The organism is Arsenicibacter rosenii, from assembly GCF_001870735.1.
Classification (GTDB): Bacteria; Bacteroidota; Bacteroidia; order Cytophagales; family Spirosomataceae; genus Arsenicibacter; species Arsenicibacter rosenii.
This window is the reverse complement of record NZ_MORL01000018.1, coordinates 37,806-56,525: the sequence shown is the minus strand read 5'-3', so window position 1 is coordinate 56,525 and position 18,720 is coordinate 37,806. Positions and strand designations below refer to the sequence as shown.

The window sequence follows — 18,720 nt, the reverse complement described above, 5'->3', positions numbered from 1 at the left end:
TACGGCTCATTCTGGCTGGCCAATCAAGCATCTCCCTTGATAATGGCCATACCGGTTTCGGGGTCAAACGGGACGGAGCTGTGTTCATGCGTAATCAGCCATTTACCGTTCATCCTGCTGAAGCAGGTGGTTGCCCGCCAGCGCATGTCGATGCGGTTGCCGTTTGCCAGATCACCCAGCACGTGGTTGAATGAATGGCAGAAGGCAACCTCCTCATCTGCAGTAATAGAAAGGGTTTCAATATGGTAGCTAAACGGCTCCGGAAATTGTGCCAGCCAGCTTTCCAGCCGTTCGCGGCAGGTTTTTATACCACGTTTCTGCAAGGTACTGACTACGTCAAACGACACCACATCGGGTGAATAGTGCTTCATTGCACCGTCAATGTCTTTAAGCCGGACGGCGCTCTCCTGAGCCTTTACAATCCGGTCAATTTCTTCATTAGGTAACATAAATATGCAGGTTGAGTGTATACGTTTAACGGTAAAAAAGCGGAGAAGTTTTTGAATAATAGGCAGTTGTCCCTGATAACGAGGTTCTGGTAAGCAGGCTGATGTGGAAAACCTATAAGGTAATATGGCAGCGGCATGTGTATATTTACGGAATTGTCCAATAACCCCGGCCCTTCCGCATGAAAACACTATTCACAACCACAGCCTGCGTTCTGTTTGCTTTATTTGCCATGGCTCAGGTAAGCAAGCCTGCTTCCGTGAGCCCTTATGAGCTATTTAATAACTACCAGGCCTATATCTATGACAAGCCGAATGCTGATTCAGCATACTACTGTGCCAGCCAATTAGGGTCAGATAAGCGATACATAGCCTTATGGCGAAGCTTGTTGTACAATAGCATCGCGCAGGCATTTCAAAAAAGTTCGAGAACCGAAGAACGTTATATCAGGTATCGTCAACTCACGGGGGACGTCCTGAAACGGCTGGTTGCTGATACCACCAGGCAAATCCGCGAAACCGTAAGGCCATTGCATTACTGGGTTCAGGCACAGCAATATGAAAACGATCCGCAGATGCTGAAGCAGCTGACCGGCGATTTTATACAGGATGAACTATCATCGGCCGACTTTTACGAGAACTACCGGGGCCGCTTCGGCATACTGATCTATCAGCTTACGTCTGTGCATACGGAGCTAAAGCCTTTGTCGGATAAATTGCTGGAAACGCTGTATACAAACTTCAGCCGTAACCAGGTGACGGTTACCGAAACGTCTTCCAGAGACATGCAGGAGACGCGGGCCTGGTACAGGTATTTGTTTGCCTATACCAACTACCTGAAAGCGCAACAGACCAGTGATGCGACGCTGAAAGGCAACTACCTGAAAAATGCTTTTGACTATAGTCCGGACCTCGCCGATAAAAACCGTTCGGCTGGCTATTTTTATGATATGGCCTTTTTCTGGGGAGAACGCCCGAAAAAAGACTTAAAAACAGTATACATTGACTATCTGACAGAGAGCGGTAACAAGCAGGTCAATTTGTTGCCAATGTTGTTGAGTATGGCATTGGCCGAACCGCAATATAAAACCAATCTGGAAGCGTATTACAATAAAACGGTTCCGGCCGGAAAACCATTCAGCGCCTGCTGGCTTGACGCCATCAACGCAAGCGGAAAGCAGGCTCCGGTAATTTCACTCCCTATGCTGGATGGTACGGTATATTCGAATCTGGCTGAGCAGCAGGCCGGCAAATGGGTACTGGTTGATTTCTGGGGTACGTGGTGCGGTCCTTGCCGGAAGGAACATCCGGTTATGCAGAAATTCATGGATACCATGCTGGCCCAGAACAAGGACCGGCTTTCGTTTCTGACTATAGCCTGCCGCGATGTGAAAGAAAAGGTAGTGGCGTACCTGAACGAGAAACAGTTCTCTTTCCCGGTTGCCATGTCTGATAATCAGATTGAAAACACGTATGTTGTTCAGGGTTACCCGACTAAAGTGCTGATAACGCCGCAGGGGAAGTATGTCGTTATACCGTTTAACACTGACTGGGTATCCTTTGTGAAGCTGTATTGCGGGCTGAGGTAATGAACCCGCTTATCGCCGGAGCGCGTAAGCGGAGAGAAGTCCTGACCGGTTATTCTTTCCGCAGCTCCCGGAACGCCAGTACACTGGCGGCTGTAAACGGCAGCGTAGACAGCAGAATGCGCCTGTTCTGGCTGAACAGGCCGATGATGGCCATGAAGTAAAGCAACAGGTCAATGCTTCCCGTCGCCAGCCGGATCAGCCAGCGCGGGGTACCTGGCCGGAAAGCAGCAACGAGCAGCAGGAGCTGACCGGCCATCGGCAGCAGAATGAAGGGATGGAGCACCGAAAGCGGGTCGGAAAGCAATTTACGGAGTACTTCCCATTTGCTTTCCCACAAAAACTGATGGTGGTCATGCCCTCATTCCGGATAGCCTGTCAAGGGGCTGAGAGCGAGTAAGACAAGGAGCAGGATTCGTTTCATGGTAACCTTAGAGACGCAATATGTTGCGTCTCTAAGGAATGTATTTAAAAAATCCGTTGCCAGGCAAAACGGATGATCAGCAGCAGCGCAACAAAACCAATGGCAATGTAGGCAAAGGGGATGTAGGTAATCGCGTAGATATGCGTGCGGTCAATGAACCACAGCATGCCCATAACGGCAAAAATCAGGGTCAGAAAGCCGGATAGTCTGCCGAAACCCGGCACATAACTGAATGGTAATTTTTTGCGTATAAGCATCAGCGTACCAACCATCGATAGGATAGGCAGTACCTGAATCACCAGATTCATGTCCCAGATGCTTTGTCGCTCAAACAGAAAGAGGTAGATATTCAGCGTAACGGCAAACATGCCCGGAATACAGGCCAGGTAAACCAGAACGGCATAAACGTACCGCCATTTCCAGATTTCCTCCGCCGTTTGCCCCGACCACAGGTTCGCCAGAAAGGCAATGGCCGGTACCGGTAACAGCAATAAAATGAGCAGCCCCGGATTATCCGAAACACTCTGAAACAGATCGCGTAAGGTCATGAGAGGCAGGAAAAGGGATAGCGGAAAACAACCGGCAGAACGAGCGGGATACGTTTCTCCTGCCCGTTCTGCCGGTTGTTTTCTTATTTCAGCGTCAGCAGGTAGCCAATGGTAAAGTTGGCGTCCCAGTCAAAGACAAACTGCTCGCAGCCGGTTGCATCCGCAATGGCTTTGTAGATGTTAATACCGGCTTTTTGTTTGGCGTTTTCGCCTTTGTAGTCGCCGGGGGCTTTCAGAACGGTATAACGCTCTTTGCCGTTGCGCACCTGCTTGGCCAGTTCAAACGGAATACCGCCGATGATAAAGCACGTTTTCCGTTTCGCCGACGGCACCTGCTTCGACTTGGCCGATACGTCGTCGTATACTTTCTGGTCGGTGTCGCCGTTCTGGAAGTATTTCGAACCGGCTGCTTCGAGGGCCGTTATGTCGCCGCCTTCTTTCCACGAAATCTTGGTATTACCCGAACCGATGTCGACGACAAACGCTTTGTCTTCAAAATCGCCGGGCAGCACCGAACGAAGGGCCAGACGGCCTTCCTGCTCCGGTGTAACGGTGTTTACAAAGTAGTTCAGCGACTTCAGTACCTTAATGATTTTCTGCGTGCCCTCGGCTTTGACGGCCCCCGAGCTAACCACAAAGTGGATGTCGCGCCCGCCAACGCCAAAATCAAGCATGGTGGCAATGTATTTTTTCAGGCCGTCGCGGATGTCCTGATCGGTTGCCATGTTCTCGATGACGAGGCTGTTGCCGAATTCGGCTTTTTCGAGTTTCCAGCGTTTCTGGTCGTCAACCCGGACGATGAAGGAGTTGAAACCGCTGGCACCCAGTTCGACTACGCCTTTCAGCTTACCGCCTACGGGTTCCTGCGCTGTATAGTCGAATGCCTTACGGGGGCCGCTGTCGCTGGCTTCCGATGCGCTTTCTGAACTGTTATCAGATGAGGCCGTATTGTCTGTGGATGCGCTGCTGGCTTCGTCATTATTGCCCGGCATCGACGGCGAATCCGTTTGTTCGGTTGTTTGCTGACGTGATTGCAGTTTTTTCAGCAAATCGACGCCCCCAACGTATTTCAGGCCAAAATAAAGGGCGGCTAAAATCAGGACCGTGATGAGCAGACGGCCGGCTACGGTTAATCGTTGCATGTGTTGAAAAGGGCTCCCCGCCCCCGCAGGGAGAAGTTTGGTGAAAGGAGCCCCCCGGGGGAGAGGGGGCTGGTTAGGTTAGTCTAAAAGATTGCGGTAACCGGCGTCTTTGGGCAGGCTGGTTTCGCCTGGTCGCAGGGCGGGTGCCGGTGCCGGTCCGTCGAGCTGGATCAGCTTAAAGTCACCTTTATTGTAGGCTTCCAGCATGGCCTGCCCTTTGTCTGACAAGACACCGTTCTGAATATCAACGCCGTTGATGAAATCCATGGACAGGTCCATGGCACGTTTCATTTCGCCGAGCTTGTTGCTCATGTCATCCTGAATGTATTCCATCGACTCGTCGAAGTAGAATTTCTTATCAGGATCACCTTTGAAGATGCTGATGGCTGTCCGCAGGGCGTTTGAGCTTTCTTTAACAATGTTGTATTCGGTTTCCTTCAGTTTGACCTTGATTTCGGTCTCCTTGATGATATAACCGGCACTGGTATTTACCTTTTCCATGAAATCCAGTACGGTTTTCATGTTGCGTTGCAGGGGCAGAAGCTTCTCGTTCATCTCCTGCAGGCCGGCGGCTTCGATGCTGGCCAGTGAGGCGGCTTCTTTCATGCCGGGGCGGTCGGTCATCTGGTTAGCGCGGTTGGCTTCGGCAAACTTTTGCTTGATCGCTTCGTTGTTTTCGCTTATTTTTTTGTTCAGCTTCACCAGTTGTCCCGCCAGCTGATTGATCTGGCTCTGCATTTTTTCGCGCTTATCTTTCAGATCCTGCACATAGATTTTCATGATTGCGATCGGGTTCAGCTGGATGATTGTTCCGGTGAGGGACCGCATCATCGATTTGAACAGAAAGAACACACCGGTCCGGATGTCTTTGCTCGTAATGAGGAAGATGATAAGCCCCAGAACCGCCAGAAGCCCGCCCAGATACAAGGTATTTTCGGTGACCTTGATCAGGAATTCGAGAATGTCATTGATCCGGTACAGGACAACGCCGCCGATTGCCAGCATGAAAAGCATACCAGCTACACCTTCGGGGCGGTTCCAGAACGAGCGTTTCTTATCGTCGTCTGCGCCGCCTAACTGCGAAAAATCAGGAGTTGATGCCATAGTATTGAGTGATTGGGCGAATGAGCGGTTTAGTGATTGATTTTGATATGAGTTACAAAAAATCACTCAATCACTAAACCACTCATTCACAAATTATTTCAGGTACGTTTGAATCTTATGAATATCGTCTTTGATCTGTTCGGTGAAGCTGCCGTATGTGGCTTCGAAGTTGCTGCGGTTTTGCGTCAGTTTCAAGCTTTGCTCGTCAATCTCGTCATTGATTTTGCTCAGCCTTTCGGTGTTCTGAGCCATCTGACGCTGTAAGTCGGCAATCTGTTTGGCCAGTGCTTCGTTGGTCGCCTGAAGCTGCTTCTGCTCGTTCTGCAAACCGCCGACACGTTCGGCCAGTGCGGTTTCCACACTTTTCAGAAACGCATCGCGGTCCTGACCGAGCGCGGTCAGATACTGGCTGGCCGTGTTAGTCAGTACAGACACATCGGCTTTTCCGCCCAGCGTTTTGAAACTGGCCCATGCTGCCTGAAAGCGCTTGTCTTCGTCTAAGCCCAGTTCGGCCAGGTTACGGAGCATTTCGCGGAATTCAAAGTAATCAGGCCCTTGAATGTTCGCCTTTTCGAGCACCGAAGCAAAATGCGTAACAAACTTCGTATCAATCGAACCGGCCGGCTGAGGAGCAGAAACGGGTCGTTGCGCAGGGGTGGCAGGAGCGGAGGCCGGTGACTGGGGTGAGGCCGGAGCGGGCGTGCCGGATGCGGGTGCGTTGGGCGCAGGCTCATCCTTGATGAAAAAACTCAGAATTTTGCGCCCCAAACTGTTGTCTGGTTCAGGCATCGTCGTTAAGTCGTTTAAGTGACATGACAATATTACTCGCTGCATGCTTACCCTGTTCAGGAAATCATACAAACGGTCAGCGGACTTGACAATGGGACCAAAACAAGGAGCAGTTTGTACGAAAAAAAATAGCCTTGTCTCTGGCAAGGCTATTTTTCCGAATATTTTTTCCAAACAATAATAATCGTTCCCCTGCGAAAAAAGCAGTATGCGTTTAAGAGGAAGAACAGTGCAAATTTACCGGTTTGGCGGGGGGGCGCTTTCACGCATATTGGGGGATTTATCGCCCGGAAATAGGCTGTATCTTTGTGAAACGCGGGATTTTAATCACCCATTGATGAAAAACTATTACCTCTGTCTTTGTTTGTGTCTGGGTTTGCTGATGCCGCTCTTTGGTCAACAGGTGCGTGGCCAGCTCAGCTCCGGCCCCGTGGCGCCCCCCTCTGTTGCACGCAGCATAACGGCCCGTGGCTATGCCGCCCGTGTCTTTCTGGACCAGCTTAGTGTCGACGACGGATTGTCGCAGAGTGAAGTACGGAGTATGTTGAAAGACAGCCGTGGCTACATGTGGCTCGGGACCGGCAACGGCCTGAACCGGTATGACGGCTATCAGATTACGGCCTTCAAAAACGATCCGTTTAACGAATATTCATTACCCAACGACGAAATCACAGCGCTGGCAGAAGGTCCGAACCATCAGATCTGGGTCGGAACGGCCGACGGGCTGGGCCGGCTCGATCCGATGACGGGCCGGGTAACCCGTCTGCCTGAGCTGGCCGGTCAGAAAATTGCGGCGATCACCTGCGACAGCAACCGGTCGGTGTGGGTGGCTACTGCCAGAGAACTTGTGCAGGTGGTCTGGCTGGCCCCGGGACCTACGCAGGTAAGACGATTCAGGGTTGGCAGCCAATGGGAGGATAAAAACGTGTTGCTGCGCTGTCTGCACTACGATGCCCGGCGGCAAATGCTCTGGATCGGTACAACAGCTGGTCTGGCGCGGTTGTCGCTGGCAAGGGTTCCGGCCCCCGCCGTACACTGGATTCCTTTACTGAATAATGAGCAAAACCGGCAATTACCCAATCCGTTTGTGCTGTCGGTTGTTTCCGACGCTGCCGGCCGGTTGTGGGCGGCAACGCCGCAGGGGCTGGCTTGTCTGGATGGAGCCACGGGCGAAAGCATTGCCGTCCCCGAACTGGAGAAGTACCTGGCCGGGAAACTGATTAATGCGGTACTTATTGACCGTACACAAACCTTGTGGGTTGCTCAGGGGCAGGAGGGTGTATTGCGGTTTGATATCAGCCAAAGGGGTAAAGCGGTATTTCTGGAGGCCATCCAGCAGGATATGCTATCGGTAAAGGGTCTGAAATCGGGACATGTCGTGCACCTGTATGAAGGCCCCGATCCGGCCGAAGACATTGTCTGGATCGGAACGTACGATGCCGGCGTACATCTGTATAGCCGTACGAAAAACAGCTTCCGGCTCTGGAACCTGATCTCTGATCCCCGCCAGCCATCGACAGCCGCGGCTGTTTTTTCGATCTGCACCGACTATAACGGCGACCGGTGGTTCGGGACGTATTCTGGTTTGCTGCGCATCCGGACAGACGGGCAGCAGGACCGTTTCCTGAGTAACCCCAATGACCCGTTCAGCCTCAGCAATGATTTTATCCATTGTCTGCTGGTCGACCGTAACAAAACACTTTGGGTTGGCACGGCTGTCGGCCTGCAGCGGTTCGACCGTGCCCGCAACCGGTTTCTGCCGGTTTTTATGCCCATGGTCGACAAAGAAATGCCCCTGTTTCAGGCCGTCTTCAGCTTGCTGGAAGACCATAAAGGGCGAATCTGGGTGGGTGGTTCCCGAAGTCTGCGTTGTATTGACCCGAAAACCAACCGGTTGCTGGCAGCCTACTCCGACCAAATGGACGATGGACAGGCTATGCAGCTACGTACCGTCTCGGCCATCAGCGAAGATAAAAGCGGTAATCTCTGGGTTGGCACCTGGGCCGGATTATACCATTTCAACCCCGTTTCTGGCCAGTTTACGCAGTATACCTATGCGCCCCGGAAACCAGACGGTCTGCTGAGTAATCAGGTACTTGGCCTGCTCATCGATCGCAGGCAGCAACTCTGGGTATGCAGCAGTAAAGGGCTGAGCCGGCTGGTTTCGGGTAAAAACGGAAAAACGTTTAAGCACTACCAGCGTAAGGATGGATTGCCGAACAGCATGGTTTACGGTATTATGGAAGATAAGGCCGGTAAGCTATGGATGAGCACCAACTATGGTCTGGCGTCGTTTGACCCGGTCAACGGGCAGTTTCAGACCTACGATGCGGAAGACGGGCTGCTGACGAATGAGTTTAATATGGGCGCCTTTCATAAAAGCCCGGCCGGTGAACTGTTTTTCGGCGGTATCGGTAACGCCGTAAGCTTTGATCCGGCACATATGGTTGTCAACCGGCAGCAATCACCGGTCCGGCTGACCTCGTTCCGGGTGTTCGACCGGGTGCTGAATGTCGATAGCCTGATGCTGGATTCGGACCAGGTTGTTCTGCAACCCGGCGATGCCTTTTTCACGGTCGGGTTTACCTCCCTTGATTTCACCCAGCCGCAGAAAAATCAGTTTGCTTACCAACTGGAGGGGTTACAGGATGAGTGGGTGTCGAGCGGTAACCGGCGTTACGTAAGTTTTATTGATCTGGCTCCCGGCGATTATGTGCTCAAAATTAAAGGCGCCCGCCCCAATGGTGCCTGGAATGAAGCCGGAATGCTGCAGCTGCCCATCCGGATTCTGCCCCCCTTCTGGCGGACGTGGTGGTTTTATTTCCTGGTATTTACGGCCATCAGCTTTCTGTTCTGGACCATCTACAGTCTGCGGCTTCGGCAACGGATCGAAAATGCGCTGGTCATTGAGCGTATCAAGCTGGCTGAGAATGAACGCGTGCGCCGGTTAGCAGCACAGGACCTGCACGATGAGTTCGGCAATACCATCACCCGCATTTCGATGCTTACCGAACTGATCAGAGCGCAGCTCAACGGACAGGCAAAGGAAATAGACCCGTTGCTGACCAAAATCAGTGATAACAGCAGCCGCCTTTATCAGGGTACTAAAGATTTTATCTGGGCGATTAATCCGGAGCACGATAATCTGTACGAAGTGTTTATCCGGATCAAAGACTTCGGCGACGATATATTTGACAAGACGGGGATTGTGTTTCAGGCCGCTGAAGTATCCGAAACGCTGCGTCAGGTGCCCTTGCCGATGGGTGCCAGCCGTCATCTTATTTTTCTGTTTAAAGAGGCGATGAGCAACACCCTGAAACATGCCTCGGCTACATCGGTTTGTCTTTGGGTAGAAGCAGGAAAAGCAGACGTAAACATGTATTGGCGGGACAATGGTACGGGGATGACCCCAACGCCGGGGTATATGGGAAACGGCCTCCTGAATATGCAGAGCCGCGCACGCAGACTGGGCGGACAGGTCAGTTTTCACAGCCAGGCAGGGCAGGGGACGACCGTGTCGTTTACCATGTCAATCCCCCGGAATGCGGGATAAGCCATAAATAAAAAGATGGGCTGTGATGCAACAAACGGGCAATATAATCGTCTTTAGGCCATATCAATTTCTCCCTACACAGTTACAGATCACCTGACTAAACCCGGCTTGCGCTTATCCTCCCTATGCCCCTTTGGTGTAAAAAAGAAGAGCAACCTAGCGGAGTAAAGGTAATTTTGACTGAAATTCTTCGTGCAGAAAGCAAGATGATGACGATTACTCAACCCCAACCACTGCGATCGCAGCAGACCATCCGGATTTGTCTGATTGAAGACGATAATCTGATCCGCGACGGGTTTGCGCTGCTCATTAATAGTACTTTTGGCTTCCGTGTCGTCAATGCATATCAGCGTTGCGAAGATGCTCTCCGCAATCTGGATACCGACGCGCCGGATGTGGTCCTGATGGACATCAATCTGCCTGGTATGAGCGGCATCGAAGGCATTGCCCGGATCAAAAAAGTACGCCCCCGGACCAATATCATTGTGGTAACGGCTTACGACGATGATGAGGTGGTTTTCAAGGCGTTATGTGCCGGTGCGGGGGGCTATCTGACCAAAAACATGCAGCCTGCCCGTCTGCTGGACGCTATCCGTGATATTCAGGAAGGGGGCGCGCCGATGAGCACCAATATCGCCCGGATGGTAGTGGCATCGTTCCAGAAAAACCGGAATTCGCCCCTGACAACCCGCGAAACAGAGGTGCTTGAGCTACTGTCGAAAGGGAAAAGCTACACGAATATTGCCGAACAACTCTTCGTCGACAAGGAAACAATCCGAACACATATCAAGAATATTTACTGGAAACTGGAGGTTCATTCTAAGGCGGAGGCCATTGAAAAGGCCATCCGGGAAAAATTGATCTGAGGCGATAAAATCACCCTGTTTGCGGGAAAATTTACGGGACAACGCCCTCTACCTTTACAGCGAAAACTGCGTTGAACCATAAACAACAAATCTCATGATCCTTTTCCTGCATGCTTTATCCCTGGCCACCCTGCTGTCGGCCGTAAACCCTGAGGATGACAAAACCAAAGAAGCGGCGGCGGCTCCGTCAAACGTAGCGATTACGAAGTCGATGAGTCTTGCCATCTACCCGTCGGCCGATCATTCGAGAGTAAACCTGCACGTAGAGAACCACGCCGGCCGGAAACTGTCGGTGAATTTTCTGAATCAGCGCGGCGAACAGCTGGCAACTGATTACATTCCGGGCCGTAAGCAAAGCTACCATGCGAAATTTAACGTCGAAGCCCTGAATCGTGGCACCTACCAGATTACGGTTTCTGACGGTAAAGAAACGCTGACAAAGACATTTCAGATTAATGATACCCCGGCTGTAAATCCGTCGCGGGTAACACTGGTCGAGTAGGGGACCCCATCCCCGGCCCTTCCCCTGAATTCAGGGGAAGGGGGTAAAAAAAGTGGTGGCACGAACGGAGGGCCGCCCCCTCAACAGGTTCGCCTGCTGGTCGGGGACGCCTAGTCGTGCCACCACTGCAATCAGATTATATTTCTTCGCTTGCCTAAACGACAGCCAGCATAGATGTCGCTTTTGCTTCGAGCATACTTTCGCCCATCAGGTAGGTGTCTACCGCGCGGGCGGCTTCACGACCCTCTGAAATGGCCCATACGACCAGCGACTGACCACGACGCATATCACCGGCGGCGAATACATTCGGGATGCTTGTCTGGTAGTTATTGGCTTTTACGTTGCCGCGCTCGTCAAGTTCGACGCCCAGATCAGCCAGAAGGCCCTCTTTTTGCGGGAACAGGAAGCCCGCCGCCAGCAGGGCAAGTTCACACGGAATTTCACGTTCCGAACCTGGCACTTCGGCCATCTGCATCCGGCCGTTTGCGTTCGACCATTCCAGATCGACGATCTTCAGCGCTTTCAGGTTGCCGTTTTCGTCGCCGATAAATTCTTTCGTATTGATTGACCAGTGGCGGTCGCAGCCTTCCTCGTGTGAGGTAGACGTACGGAGCATCATCGGCCAGTTTGGCCATGGCGTGCTTTCGGCACGCTCTTTCGGCGGTACCGGCATCAGCTCGATTTGGGTCACCGAAGCTGCACCGTGGCGGTTTGAAGTACCCACACAGTCGGAGCCGGTATCACCCCCGCCGATAACGACCACGTTTTTACCGGTAGCCAGCAGCTCGCCGTTTTCGTAGGCAGCGCCACGATGATCCACTTCCACCGGACGTCCGGCCACCCGCTTGTTTTGCTGGCTCAGGAACTCCATGGCAAAATGAACCCCTTTCAGCTCACGGCCTTTGATCGGCAGGTCACGCGGTACAGTAGAACCACCGCTCAGAACCACCGCATCGAAACTATCGAGCAAGTCGGCAGCTTTGATGTCTTTACCAACGTTTACACCGGTTTTGAACGTGATGCCTTCGGCTTCCATCACCGCCAGACGACGGTCGATTACCGTTTTTTCCAGTTTAAAGTCCGGAATGCCGTACCGCAACAAACCACCAATCTGGTCAGCACGCTCAAAAACTGTTACGGTGTGACCCGCTTTGTTGAGCTGTGCGGCGGCTGCCATACCAGCCGGGCCGCCGCCGATCACAGCAACGGTTTTACCCGTACGCTGTGCCGGTGTTTTCGGCTGTACATACCCTTTGGCAAAGGCTGCCTCTACAATCGACTTCTCAATAAATTCGATGGCAACCGGTGGTTTGTTGATACCCAGTACACACGACGCTTCGCAGGGAGCAGGGCAGATGCGGCCCGTAAATTCCGGGAAGTTGTTGGTCGAACTCAGCAGTTCATACGCATACGCCCAGTTTTCCTCGTAAACGGCATCGTTGAATTCCGGAATGATATTACCCAGTGGACAGCCGCTGTGGCAGAACGGAGTGCCACAGTCCATACAGCGGGCAGCCTGCCGCTGCGAGTCAGACTCAGCAAACGGCATCTCAATTTCTTTATAGTCGTGAACCCGCTCCTGTACGTCACGCTTTTTAGGCAGTTCGCGGGCAAATTCTAAAAATCCTGTCGGTTTTCCCATGACTAATCATGAATGCTTTGTAATACTTCAGTATATAAACGCTCACTAATGGGCTGCACTAACTTACTCCTCAGCTGGTCTAAAAGAGGTGTTAGGGCGTCTATTAAGTGAGACTTCCTTGCCTGGTGTAATAACCCCAAAAGGCCAATTGAGATGATGCCGGCAGCCTTTGCTTCTTTTCGGATAATCCGGTCACTTGCTAACAAATAACAGTTTCCTAATTCAAAAGCCAGATTGACTGCATCTGCTTCAGCCTTTGTAAGGTGCGAATGAATATGTGGTGAAACAGGTTCATCTTCCCAACTACTGCGAACTTGTATTTCCCGATTCTTAACCGCAAGTAGTAAATCACTTGACGAAAGCGCTAAGTCACTAAATATAGGCATGACCTCTGCATAGAGCAAATGAGGAATGTATACTTCAGTATAGAGCTTTTTTAGTAAGCTTAGCTGCCCAAGCTGAACTAAGGCTATTACACTTGAGGCTTCACCAATAACAATCATCAGGACGTTTTCTGAAAAATCTTGTTCTGATCTAATGTATTTAAATCTTCGCGAAAATCTTCCGTATCGTAGCTAATTGGTATAGAACGTGATGCTAACACGCTCTGAAACAGGTAGACAGATAACCCTGACAGTTGACTTGCTTTGCCCAGCGAACAAACTTCGTGCTGGAAAAGCCAGATAGCTGCTTCAAGCTGTGCCTGGTTTTCAGGTAACTGCTCTCGGATAAATCGTTCACAGAGTAGTTCAAATAGCTCGTTCGCTAACGGTTTTTCCGGTATCGTTATCATTTGGCTGACTGCTGAAGGTTGTTCAAAATTAACAATCACACCTTGCTCTAACGGTTTGGAGGGTTCTTTAGAACGACTACTTAGTACATCACTTTCCTGTAATGCTCCCAGAAATTTCTCCTCCACGATAAAGGTAGCTATCGTTTTACCCAACGCGTTGAAGGCTTCGACATAGTAAGCATCCGGCAAGCCGCGACGGCCCTGGATAAACTCCACAGTCGTAACAATATCTCCTTTTTCAAAACCGGTCTCTGGTATATCTTTCAAGAGAATAACCCTTTCGTAAAGAGGTAACCGCATGGCGTTTATTTGTTTGGATACAAGGTTATAAATTTAGTTTTTTCCTCATCGATGTCTAGCATCCAAATGGTTTTTACTGATAATTTACGACCTGTGGGTCCTGTTAGCTCTCCTATTACCTGATAGGATTGGCCATAAACACTTGGTTTATCCAATACGGCATCGTTCGTTTCTACCAACCTGAGAAGATCTGCCAGCAGTAGCTCCCAATTGTCTAATGTGTAACCTGCTTGTCCTAAATAGTTTGATTTATCATCCTGATCACGAAATTTAAGCAGATAACCAGTCAGCTTAGATTCCGTGATCAGATAAGGAGGAGGTAAGCGCATGAAGCGTTAACCTTGCGTTACATCTACGACAATGTCCTGATAAACTACGTTTTTGTCACGGATCTGTTCCGAGAGCGAAACGCCGCGGCTCGCTAATGCCTGCTTAAAGTCGTTTGGCAGTACTTTCACGAACTGGCTGATGCTGTTGTCCCAATCCTGAATCAGCGCCAGGGCCACGTTGCTGGTTGTATACTGGAAATGTTTTTCCACGTATTCGCGCAGGATCGCCTGATCTTCTTCATTCAGCACATCGAGATTCACCATTTCGCGGTTTACTTTCGACGCAAACGAGCCGTCTTTATCCCAGACATAGGACACCCCGCCCGACATACCAGCGGCAAAGTTGCGGCCTGTTTGCCCGAGGATGATGGCCAGACCGCCGGTCATGTACTCCAGACCGTGATCACCGATCCCTTCTACAACGACTTTTGCCCCTGAGTTACGGACGCAGAAACGCTCACCGGCCATACCACGGATGAAGGCCTCACCCGATGTCGCTCCGTAGAACGATACGTTGCCGACGATGCTGTTTTCTTCCGGCTGGAAGGTTGCCGTGCGGTCAGGATAAACGATCAGTTTCGCACCGCAGAGGCCCTTACCGAAGTAGTCGTTGGCATCCCCTTCCAGTTCAAGCTTAATGCCGCTTGTGCTGAAAGCGCCAAGGCTCTGACCGGCCGTGCCGCGCAGTTTGAAGTGGATCGTGCTGTCCGGTAAGCCGGAGCCGCCGTACACTTTCGAAATCTCGTTCGACAGCATGGTACCTACCGAGCGGTTCAGGTTGTTTACGGCATATTCGCCATACACCGACTCGCCTTTTTCGAGGGCAGGCTGAGCAACCTTGATCAGTTCACGATCAAGTACCTGATCGATGCCGTGATCCTGCTCTTCCTGCTTGTAAAGCGATACGTCAAGGCTGACAGGCTCTTTGTAAAGCAGCGCGTTCAGGTTGACATTTTTGTATTTCCAGTGTTTGATGTTTTCGCGTGGCTCCAGTACCTGTACCTGACCGATCATTTCATCGACGGTACGGAAACCGAGTTCAGCCATAATCTCACGCAGTTCTGTTGCCATGAACTTGAACATGTTCACCACGTGCTCCGGTTTGCCGGTAAACATGGCGCGCAGTTCCTTGTTCTGGGTGGCTACCCCGACAGGGCAGGTGTTCAGGTGGCATTTCCGCATCATGATACAGCCCGCCGCAACCAGCGCTGCTGTGGCTACACCAAATTCTTCGGCACCCAGAAGGGCGGCAATCGCCAGGTCACGGCCGGTACGGATCTGTCCGTCGGCCTGCACCGTTACACGGCCACGCAGTTTGTTACGCACCAGTGTCTGGTGGGTTTCGGCCAGACCAAGCTCCCATGGCAGACCCGCGTGACGGATCGATGACAGCGGCGAGGCCCCCGTACCGCCATCGTAACCTGAAATCAGGATGTGGTCGGCATGGGCTTTGGCAACCCCCGTAGCAATTGTACCAACACCGGCTTCCGACACCAGCTTCACGCTGATTCGTGCGGCACGGTTGGCATTTTTGAGGTCGAAGATCAGCTGGGCTAAGTCTTCGATTGAATAAATATCGTGGTGAGGCGGCGGCGAAATCAAACCCACACCCGGCGTCGAGTGGCGGGTCCGGCCAATCCAGTCGTCAACCTTGTGCCCTGGCAGCTGACCACCTTCACCCGGCTTGGCACCCTGTGCCATTTTGATCTGAAGTTCCTGCGCGTTGGTCAGGTAATGGCTGGTTACCCCGAAGCGGCCCGACGCCACCTGCTTGATGGCCGAGTTCAGACTGTCGCCGTTGGCCAGCGGTGTAAACCGCAGCTCATCTTCACCACCCTCACCGGAATTGCTTCTCCCGCCAATGCGGTTCATGGCAATGGCCAGCGTTGTGTGGGCTTCCCACGAGATTGAGCCAAAGGACATGGCTCCCGTCGCAAAACGCTTGTAGATGTTTTCGATTGGTTCTACTTCGTCAATCGAAATCGGCATGCCTTTCTTGAACTTCAGCAGCCCACGCAGCGTAATGGCTTTTTCGGTCTGATCATTAATCAGTTTCGAATACCGCTTGAACAGCTGATAGTCGTCGCGCTTGGTCGATTCCTGCAACAGGTGGATGGTATCCGGATTGAAGATGTGCTTCTCCCCGCGTTGCTTCCACTGGTAGACACCACCGACTTCCAGACGCTGCACCGACAGGGACGGCGTTTCCGGGAAGGCAGTCCGGTGGCGGACCAGAATCTCTTTTGCAATTTCTTCCAGCCCCATACCGCCGATCCGCGATACTGTTCCGGTAAAATAGCGGTTAACGACATCTTCGTTCAGCCCCAGACATTCGAAGATCATCGCCCCCTGGTATGATTGCAGGGTTGAGATCCCCATCTTCGAGAAGATTTTGAGCAACTCGCCGTTAACGGCTTTAATATAGTTCTGGAATAGTTTTTCTTCCGGATAATCGACACCCAGCTGATTCTTCTCCCGCATCTGAGCGATGGTTTCGAAGGCCATGTACGGGTTCACACCCGACGCGCCGTACCCGATCAGGGTCGCTACGTGGTGTGTCTCCCAGACGTCACCGGCTTCAACCAGCAGCCCGATATTGCCGCGTAGCCCGCGACGGATCAGGTGGTGGTGAACGGCGGCTGTTGCCAGCAATGATCCCACCGGTGCGTGGTCGGAGTCAATGGCACGGTCAGACAGGATGATGATTTCAAAACCGTCTTCGATGGCGTCTTCGGCATAGCGGCAGATGCGCTCCAGAGCACGCTCCAGTCCCTGGCCACCCGCATCCGCACGGAAATACGTGTTGATGGTTTTGGCCTGGAAGTGGTGACGGTCAATAAACCGCAGTTTGTCGAATTCTTTTGTGGTCAGAACAGGCTGGTCCAGTTCGACCTGCTTGCAGTGTTCCGGCGATTCGTCGAGGAGGTTATAGGTAGCGCCTACGAACGAAATCAGCGACATGATAGACCGCTCCCGGATCGAGTCAATCGGCGGGTTGGTTACCTGCGCGAACAACTGCTTGAAGTAGTGGCTCATGTGCTGGCTCTGATCCGACAGCACCGCCAGCGGTGTATCGGTGCCCATTGAGCCGAGTGCTTCCTTACCGGTTTCGACCATTGGCGCCAGAATCATCCGGAGGTCTTCCGACGTAAAGCCGAATGCCTTCTGACGGGTCAGCAGCGCTTTTTCGTCGTAGCGGCTGTATTTACGGGCCGGGGCTTCCAGCTCAGAAATCTTGATTTTATACTGATCGATCCACTGCTGGTATGGCTGCCGTGAGCAGATGCCGGCTTTCAGTTCCTCATCGGCAATGATGCGGCCTGCTTCCATATCCACTACAAACATCTTGCCTGGCTGCAAACGGCCTTTTGACACGATTTTGGCAGGATCAATGTCGATCACACCGGCTTCAGAGGCCATGATTACGACATCGTCGTTGGTTACCCAGTAGCGCGACGGGCGCAGACCGTTCCGGTCGAGCGTGGCCCCGACGATTTTGCCATCGGTAAACGAAATTGAAGCCGGACCGTCCCATGGTTCGATCAGGGCCGCATGGTATTCATAGAATGCCCGGCGGTTATCGTCCATGTGTTCGTTGCCGTCCCATGCTTCCGGAATCAGCATCATCATGACGTGTGGCAGCGAGCGGCCGCTCATCACCAGCAGTTCGATGGCATTATCCAGGTTGGCGGAGTCCGATTGGCGGTGGTCGCAGATTGGCAGCAGCATGTCCATTTCCTCGTCGGTGAATTTCGACGATTTCAGCATGCGCTCGGCGGCCTTCATCCAGTTTACGTTTCCTTTTACGGTGTTGATTTCACCGTTGTGGGCAATGTAACGGAATGGCTGGGCCAGTTTCCACGACGGGAAGGTGTTGGTCGAGAAACGGGAGTGTACAACACCCAGGGCCGATACTACTTCTTCGCGCGACAGGTCAGGGAAGTACGCGTTTAACTGACCGGTCGTCAGCTGACCTTTATAGGTAATAACCCGGCACGACAGCGAAGCGAAGTAGAAGTCGTTGTTAACGCCTTTTACTGATTCGTTAATGATGCGAGTACTATAGTTCCGGAGAACGTAGAGTTTACGCTCAAAGTCCTCGTCGTTCGTAACCGTATCAGGGCGTTTGATAAACACCTGCTCCATCTGTGGTTCGCCCACGCGTGAGCCGTTACCCAGGTCGCTGCTATCGACAGGAACAACACGGTAGCCGAGCAACTCCATGCCAAGCCGCTTGATTTTCCGGTTCAGAATCGCACGGCATTCTTCGCGCAGCTTAGATTCTTTCGGGAAATACACCATACCCACGCCGTATTCCTGAGCGGCCGGCAGGTGAATAAATAATTTACGGCATTCATCCACAAAGAATTCGTGTGGAATCTGGATGAGTAAGCCCGCACCGTCACCTGTATTGGGTTCACAACCACAGGCACCACGATGCTCCATGCGGTGGAGCATGTGCAGGGCATCTGCTACGATCTGGTGCGATTTCCGGCCTTTGATGTCAGCCACAAAGCCGATGCCGCAGTTATCGTGTTCGTAATCCGGGCGGTAGAGGCCCAATTCATTTGTTTGCCCTTCCAGGCTGTGCCGGACATCGGTGATTCGGCATTCCGACTGGTCAATTTGATCAGACATGGGACGTAACTGCTACTGGTTATGTCCTCGCGTTGGTGGGTTGTACTCTTCGGCCACC

General features: G+C 52.1%; 15 protein-coding genes. 4 read left to right on the top strand and 11 right to left on the bottom strand.

The genetic code is table 11. From position 1 onward, the window contains the following. Nucleotides 1–23: 23 nt before the first annotated feature. Nucleotides 24–449, bottom strand: a complete 426-nt coding sequence (locus BLX24_RS22945) for a YybH family protein (protein ID WP_071505553.1) — start codon at nucleotides 447–449, stop codon at nucleotides 24–26. Between the two features lie 179 nt (nucleotides 450–628). Between BLX24_RS22945 and BLX24_RS22940 the strand changes: the two genes are divergently transcribed. Beyond that, complete coding sequence (locus BLX24_RS22940) at nucleotides 629–2,035, top strand: TlpA family protein disulfide reductase (protein WP_071505552.1); 1,407 nt, start codon at nucleotides 629–631, stop codon at nucleotides 2,033–2,035. Nucleotides 2,036–2,084: 49 nt separating this feature from the next. On the opposite strand, the gene BLX24_RS22935 is transcribed toward BLX24_RS22940, so the two are convergent. From BLX24_RS22935 to BLX24_RS22915, 5 genes are all read right to left on the bottom strand, one after another. Next, nucleotides 2,085–2,372, bottom strand: coding sequence for a hypothetical protein (locus BLX24_RS22935; protein ID WP_071505551.1), 288 nt, complete (start codon nucleotides 2,370–2,372; stop codon nucleotides 2,085–2,087). A gap of 128 nt (nucleotides 2,373–2,500) precedes the next feature. Continuing rightward, the gene (locus BLX24_RS22930; protein WP_071505550.1) at nucleotides 2,501–3,004 is read right to left on the bottom strand and encodes a hypothetical protein; all 504 of its coding nucleotides are present in this window, start codon (nucleotides 3,002–3,004) and stop codon (nucleotides 2,501–2,503) included. 83 nt (nucleotides 3,005–3,087) lie between these two features. After that, nucleotides 3,088–4,146 (bottom strand): acetate and sugar kinases/Hsc70/actin family protein, encoded by a 1,059-nt coding sequence (locus tag BLX24_RS22925; protein WP_071505549.1) that lies wholly within the window; start codon nucleotides 4,144–4,146, stop codon nucleotides 3,088–3,090. Nucleotides 4,147–4,224: 78 nt separating this feature from the next. After that, nucleotides 4,225–5,250 (bottom strand): hypothetical protein, encoded by a 1,026-nt coding sequence (locus BLX24_RS22920; protein WP_071505548.1) that lies wholly within the window; start codon nucleotides 5,248–5,250, stop codon nucleotides 4,225–4,227. Nucleotides 5,251–5,343: 93 nt separating this feature from the next. Then, the gene (locus tag BLX24_RS22915) at nucleotides 5,344–6,039 is read right to left on the bottom strand and encodes a BAR domain-containing protein (protein WP_071505547.1); all 696 of its coding nucleotides are present in this window, start codon (nucleotides 6,037–6,039) and stop codon (nucleotides 5,344–5,346) included. Nucleotides 6,040–6,376: 337 nt separating this feature from the next. On the opposite strand from BLX24_RS22915, the gene BLX24_RS22910 reads away from it, so the two are divergent. From BLX24_RS22910 to BLX24_RS22900, 3 genes are all read left to right on the top strand, one after another. Further along, nucleotides 6,377–9,592, top strand: coding sequence for a sensor histidine kinase (locus BLX24_RS22910; RefSeq protein WP_177225898.1), 3,216 nt, complete (start codon nucleotides 6,377–6,379; stop codon nucleotides 9,590–9,592). A 206-nt stretch (nucleotides 9,593–9,798) separates the two neighbouring features. Continuing rightward, entirely contained in the window at nucleotides 9,799–10,458 is a 660-nt protein-coding gene (locus BLX24_RS22905; RefSeq protein WP_229201876.1) for a response regulator transcription factor, read from the top strand. A gap of 94 nt (nucleotides 10,459–10,552) precedes the next feature. After that, nucleotides 10,553–10,960: a T9SS type A sorting domain-containing protein gene (locus tag BLX24_RS22900; protein ID WP_071505545.1), complete on the top strand. Its 408-nt coding sequence runs from the start codon at nucleotides 10,553–10,555 to the stop codon at nucleotides 10,958–10,960. A gap of 154 nt (nucleotides 10,961–11,114) precedes the next feature. On the opposite strand, the gene BLX24_RS22895 is transcribed toward BLX24_RS22900, so the two are convergent. The 5 genes from BLX24_RS22895 to gltB are packed head-to-tail and all read right to left on the bottom strand — an operon-like array spanning nucleotide 11,115 to nucleotide 18,662. Continuing rightward, the gene (locus tag BLX24_RS22895) at nucleotides 11,115–12,602 is read right to left on the bottom strand and encodes a glutamate synthase subunit beta (RefSeq protein ID WP_071505544.1); all 1,488 of its coding nucleotides are present in this window, start codon (nucleotides 12,600–12,602) and stop codon (nucleotides 11,115–11,117) included. Between the two features lie 2 nt (nucleotides 12,603–12,604). After that, entirely contained in the window at nucleotides 12,605–13,105 is a 501-nt protein-coding gene (locus tag BLX24_RS22890) for a PIN domain-containing protein (protein ID WP_071505543.1), read from the bottom strand. Then, nucleotides 13,105–13,695 (bottom strand): UPF0175 family protein, encoded by a 591-nt coding sequence (locus BLX24_RS31780; RefSeq protein WP_083422127.1) that lies wholly within the window; start codon nucleotides 13,693–13,695, stop codon nucleotides 13,105–13,107. The genes BLX24_RS22890 and BLX24_RS31780 overlap by 1 nt, the downstream gene beginning before the upstream one ends. Nucleotides 13,696–13,700: 5 nt before the next feature. Next, nucleotides 13,701–14,024, bottom strand: a complete 324-nt coding sequence (locus BLX24_RS22880) for a DUF6883 domain-containing protein (protein ID WP_071505542.1) — start codon at nucleotides 14,022–14,024, stop codon at nucleotides 13,701–13,703. A gap of 6 nt (nucleotides 14,025–14,030) precedes the next feature. Then, a complete protein-coding gene (gene gltB, locus BLX24_RS22875; RefSeq protein ID WP_083422126.1) occupies nucleotides 14,031–18,662 on the bottom strand; it encodes a glutamate synthase large subunit in 4,632 nt (1,543 codons plus the stop codon). Between the last annotated feature and the right edge of the window lie 58 nt (nucleotides 18,663–18,720).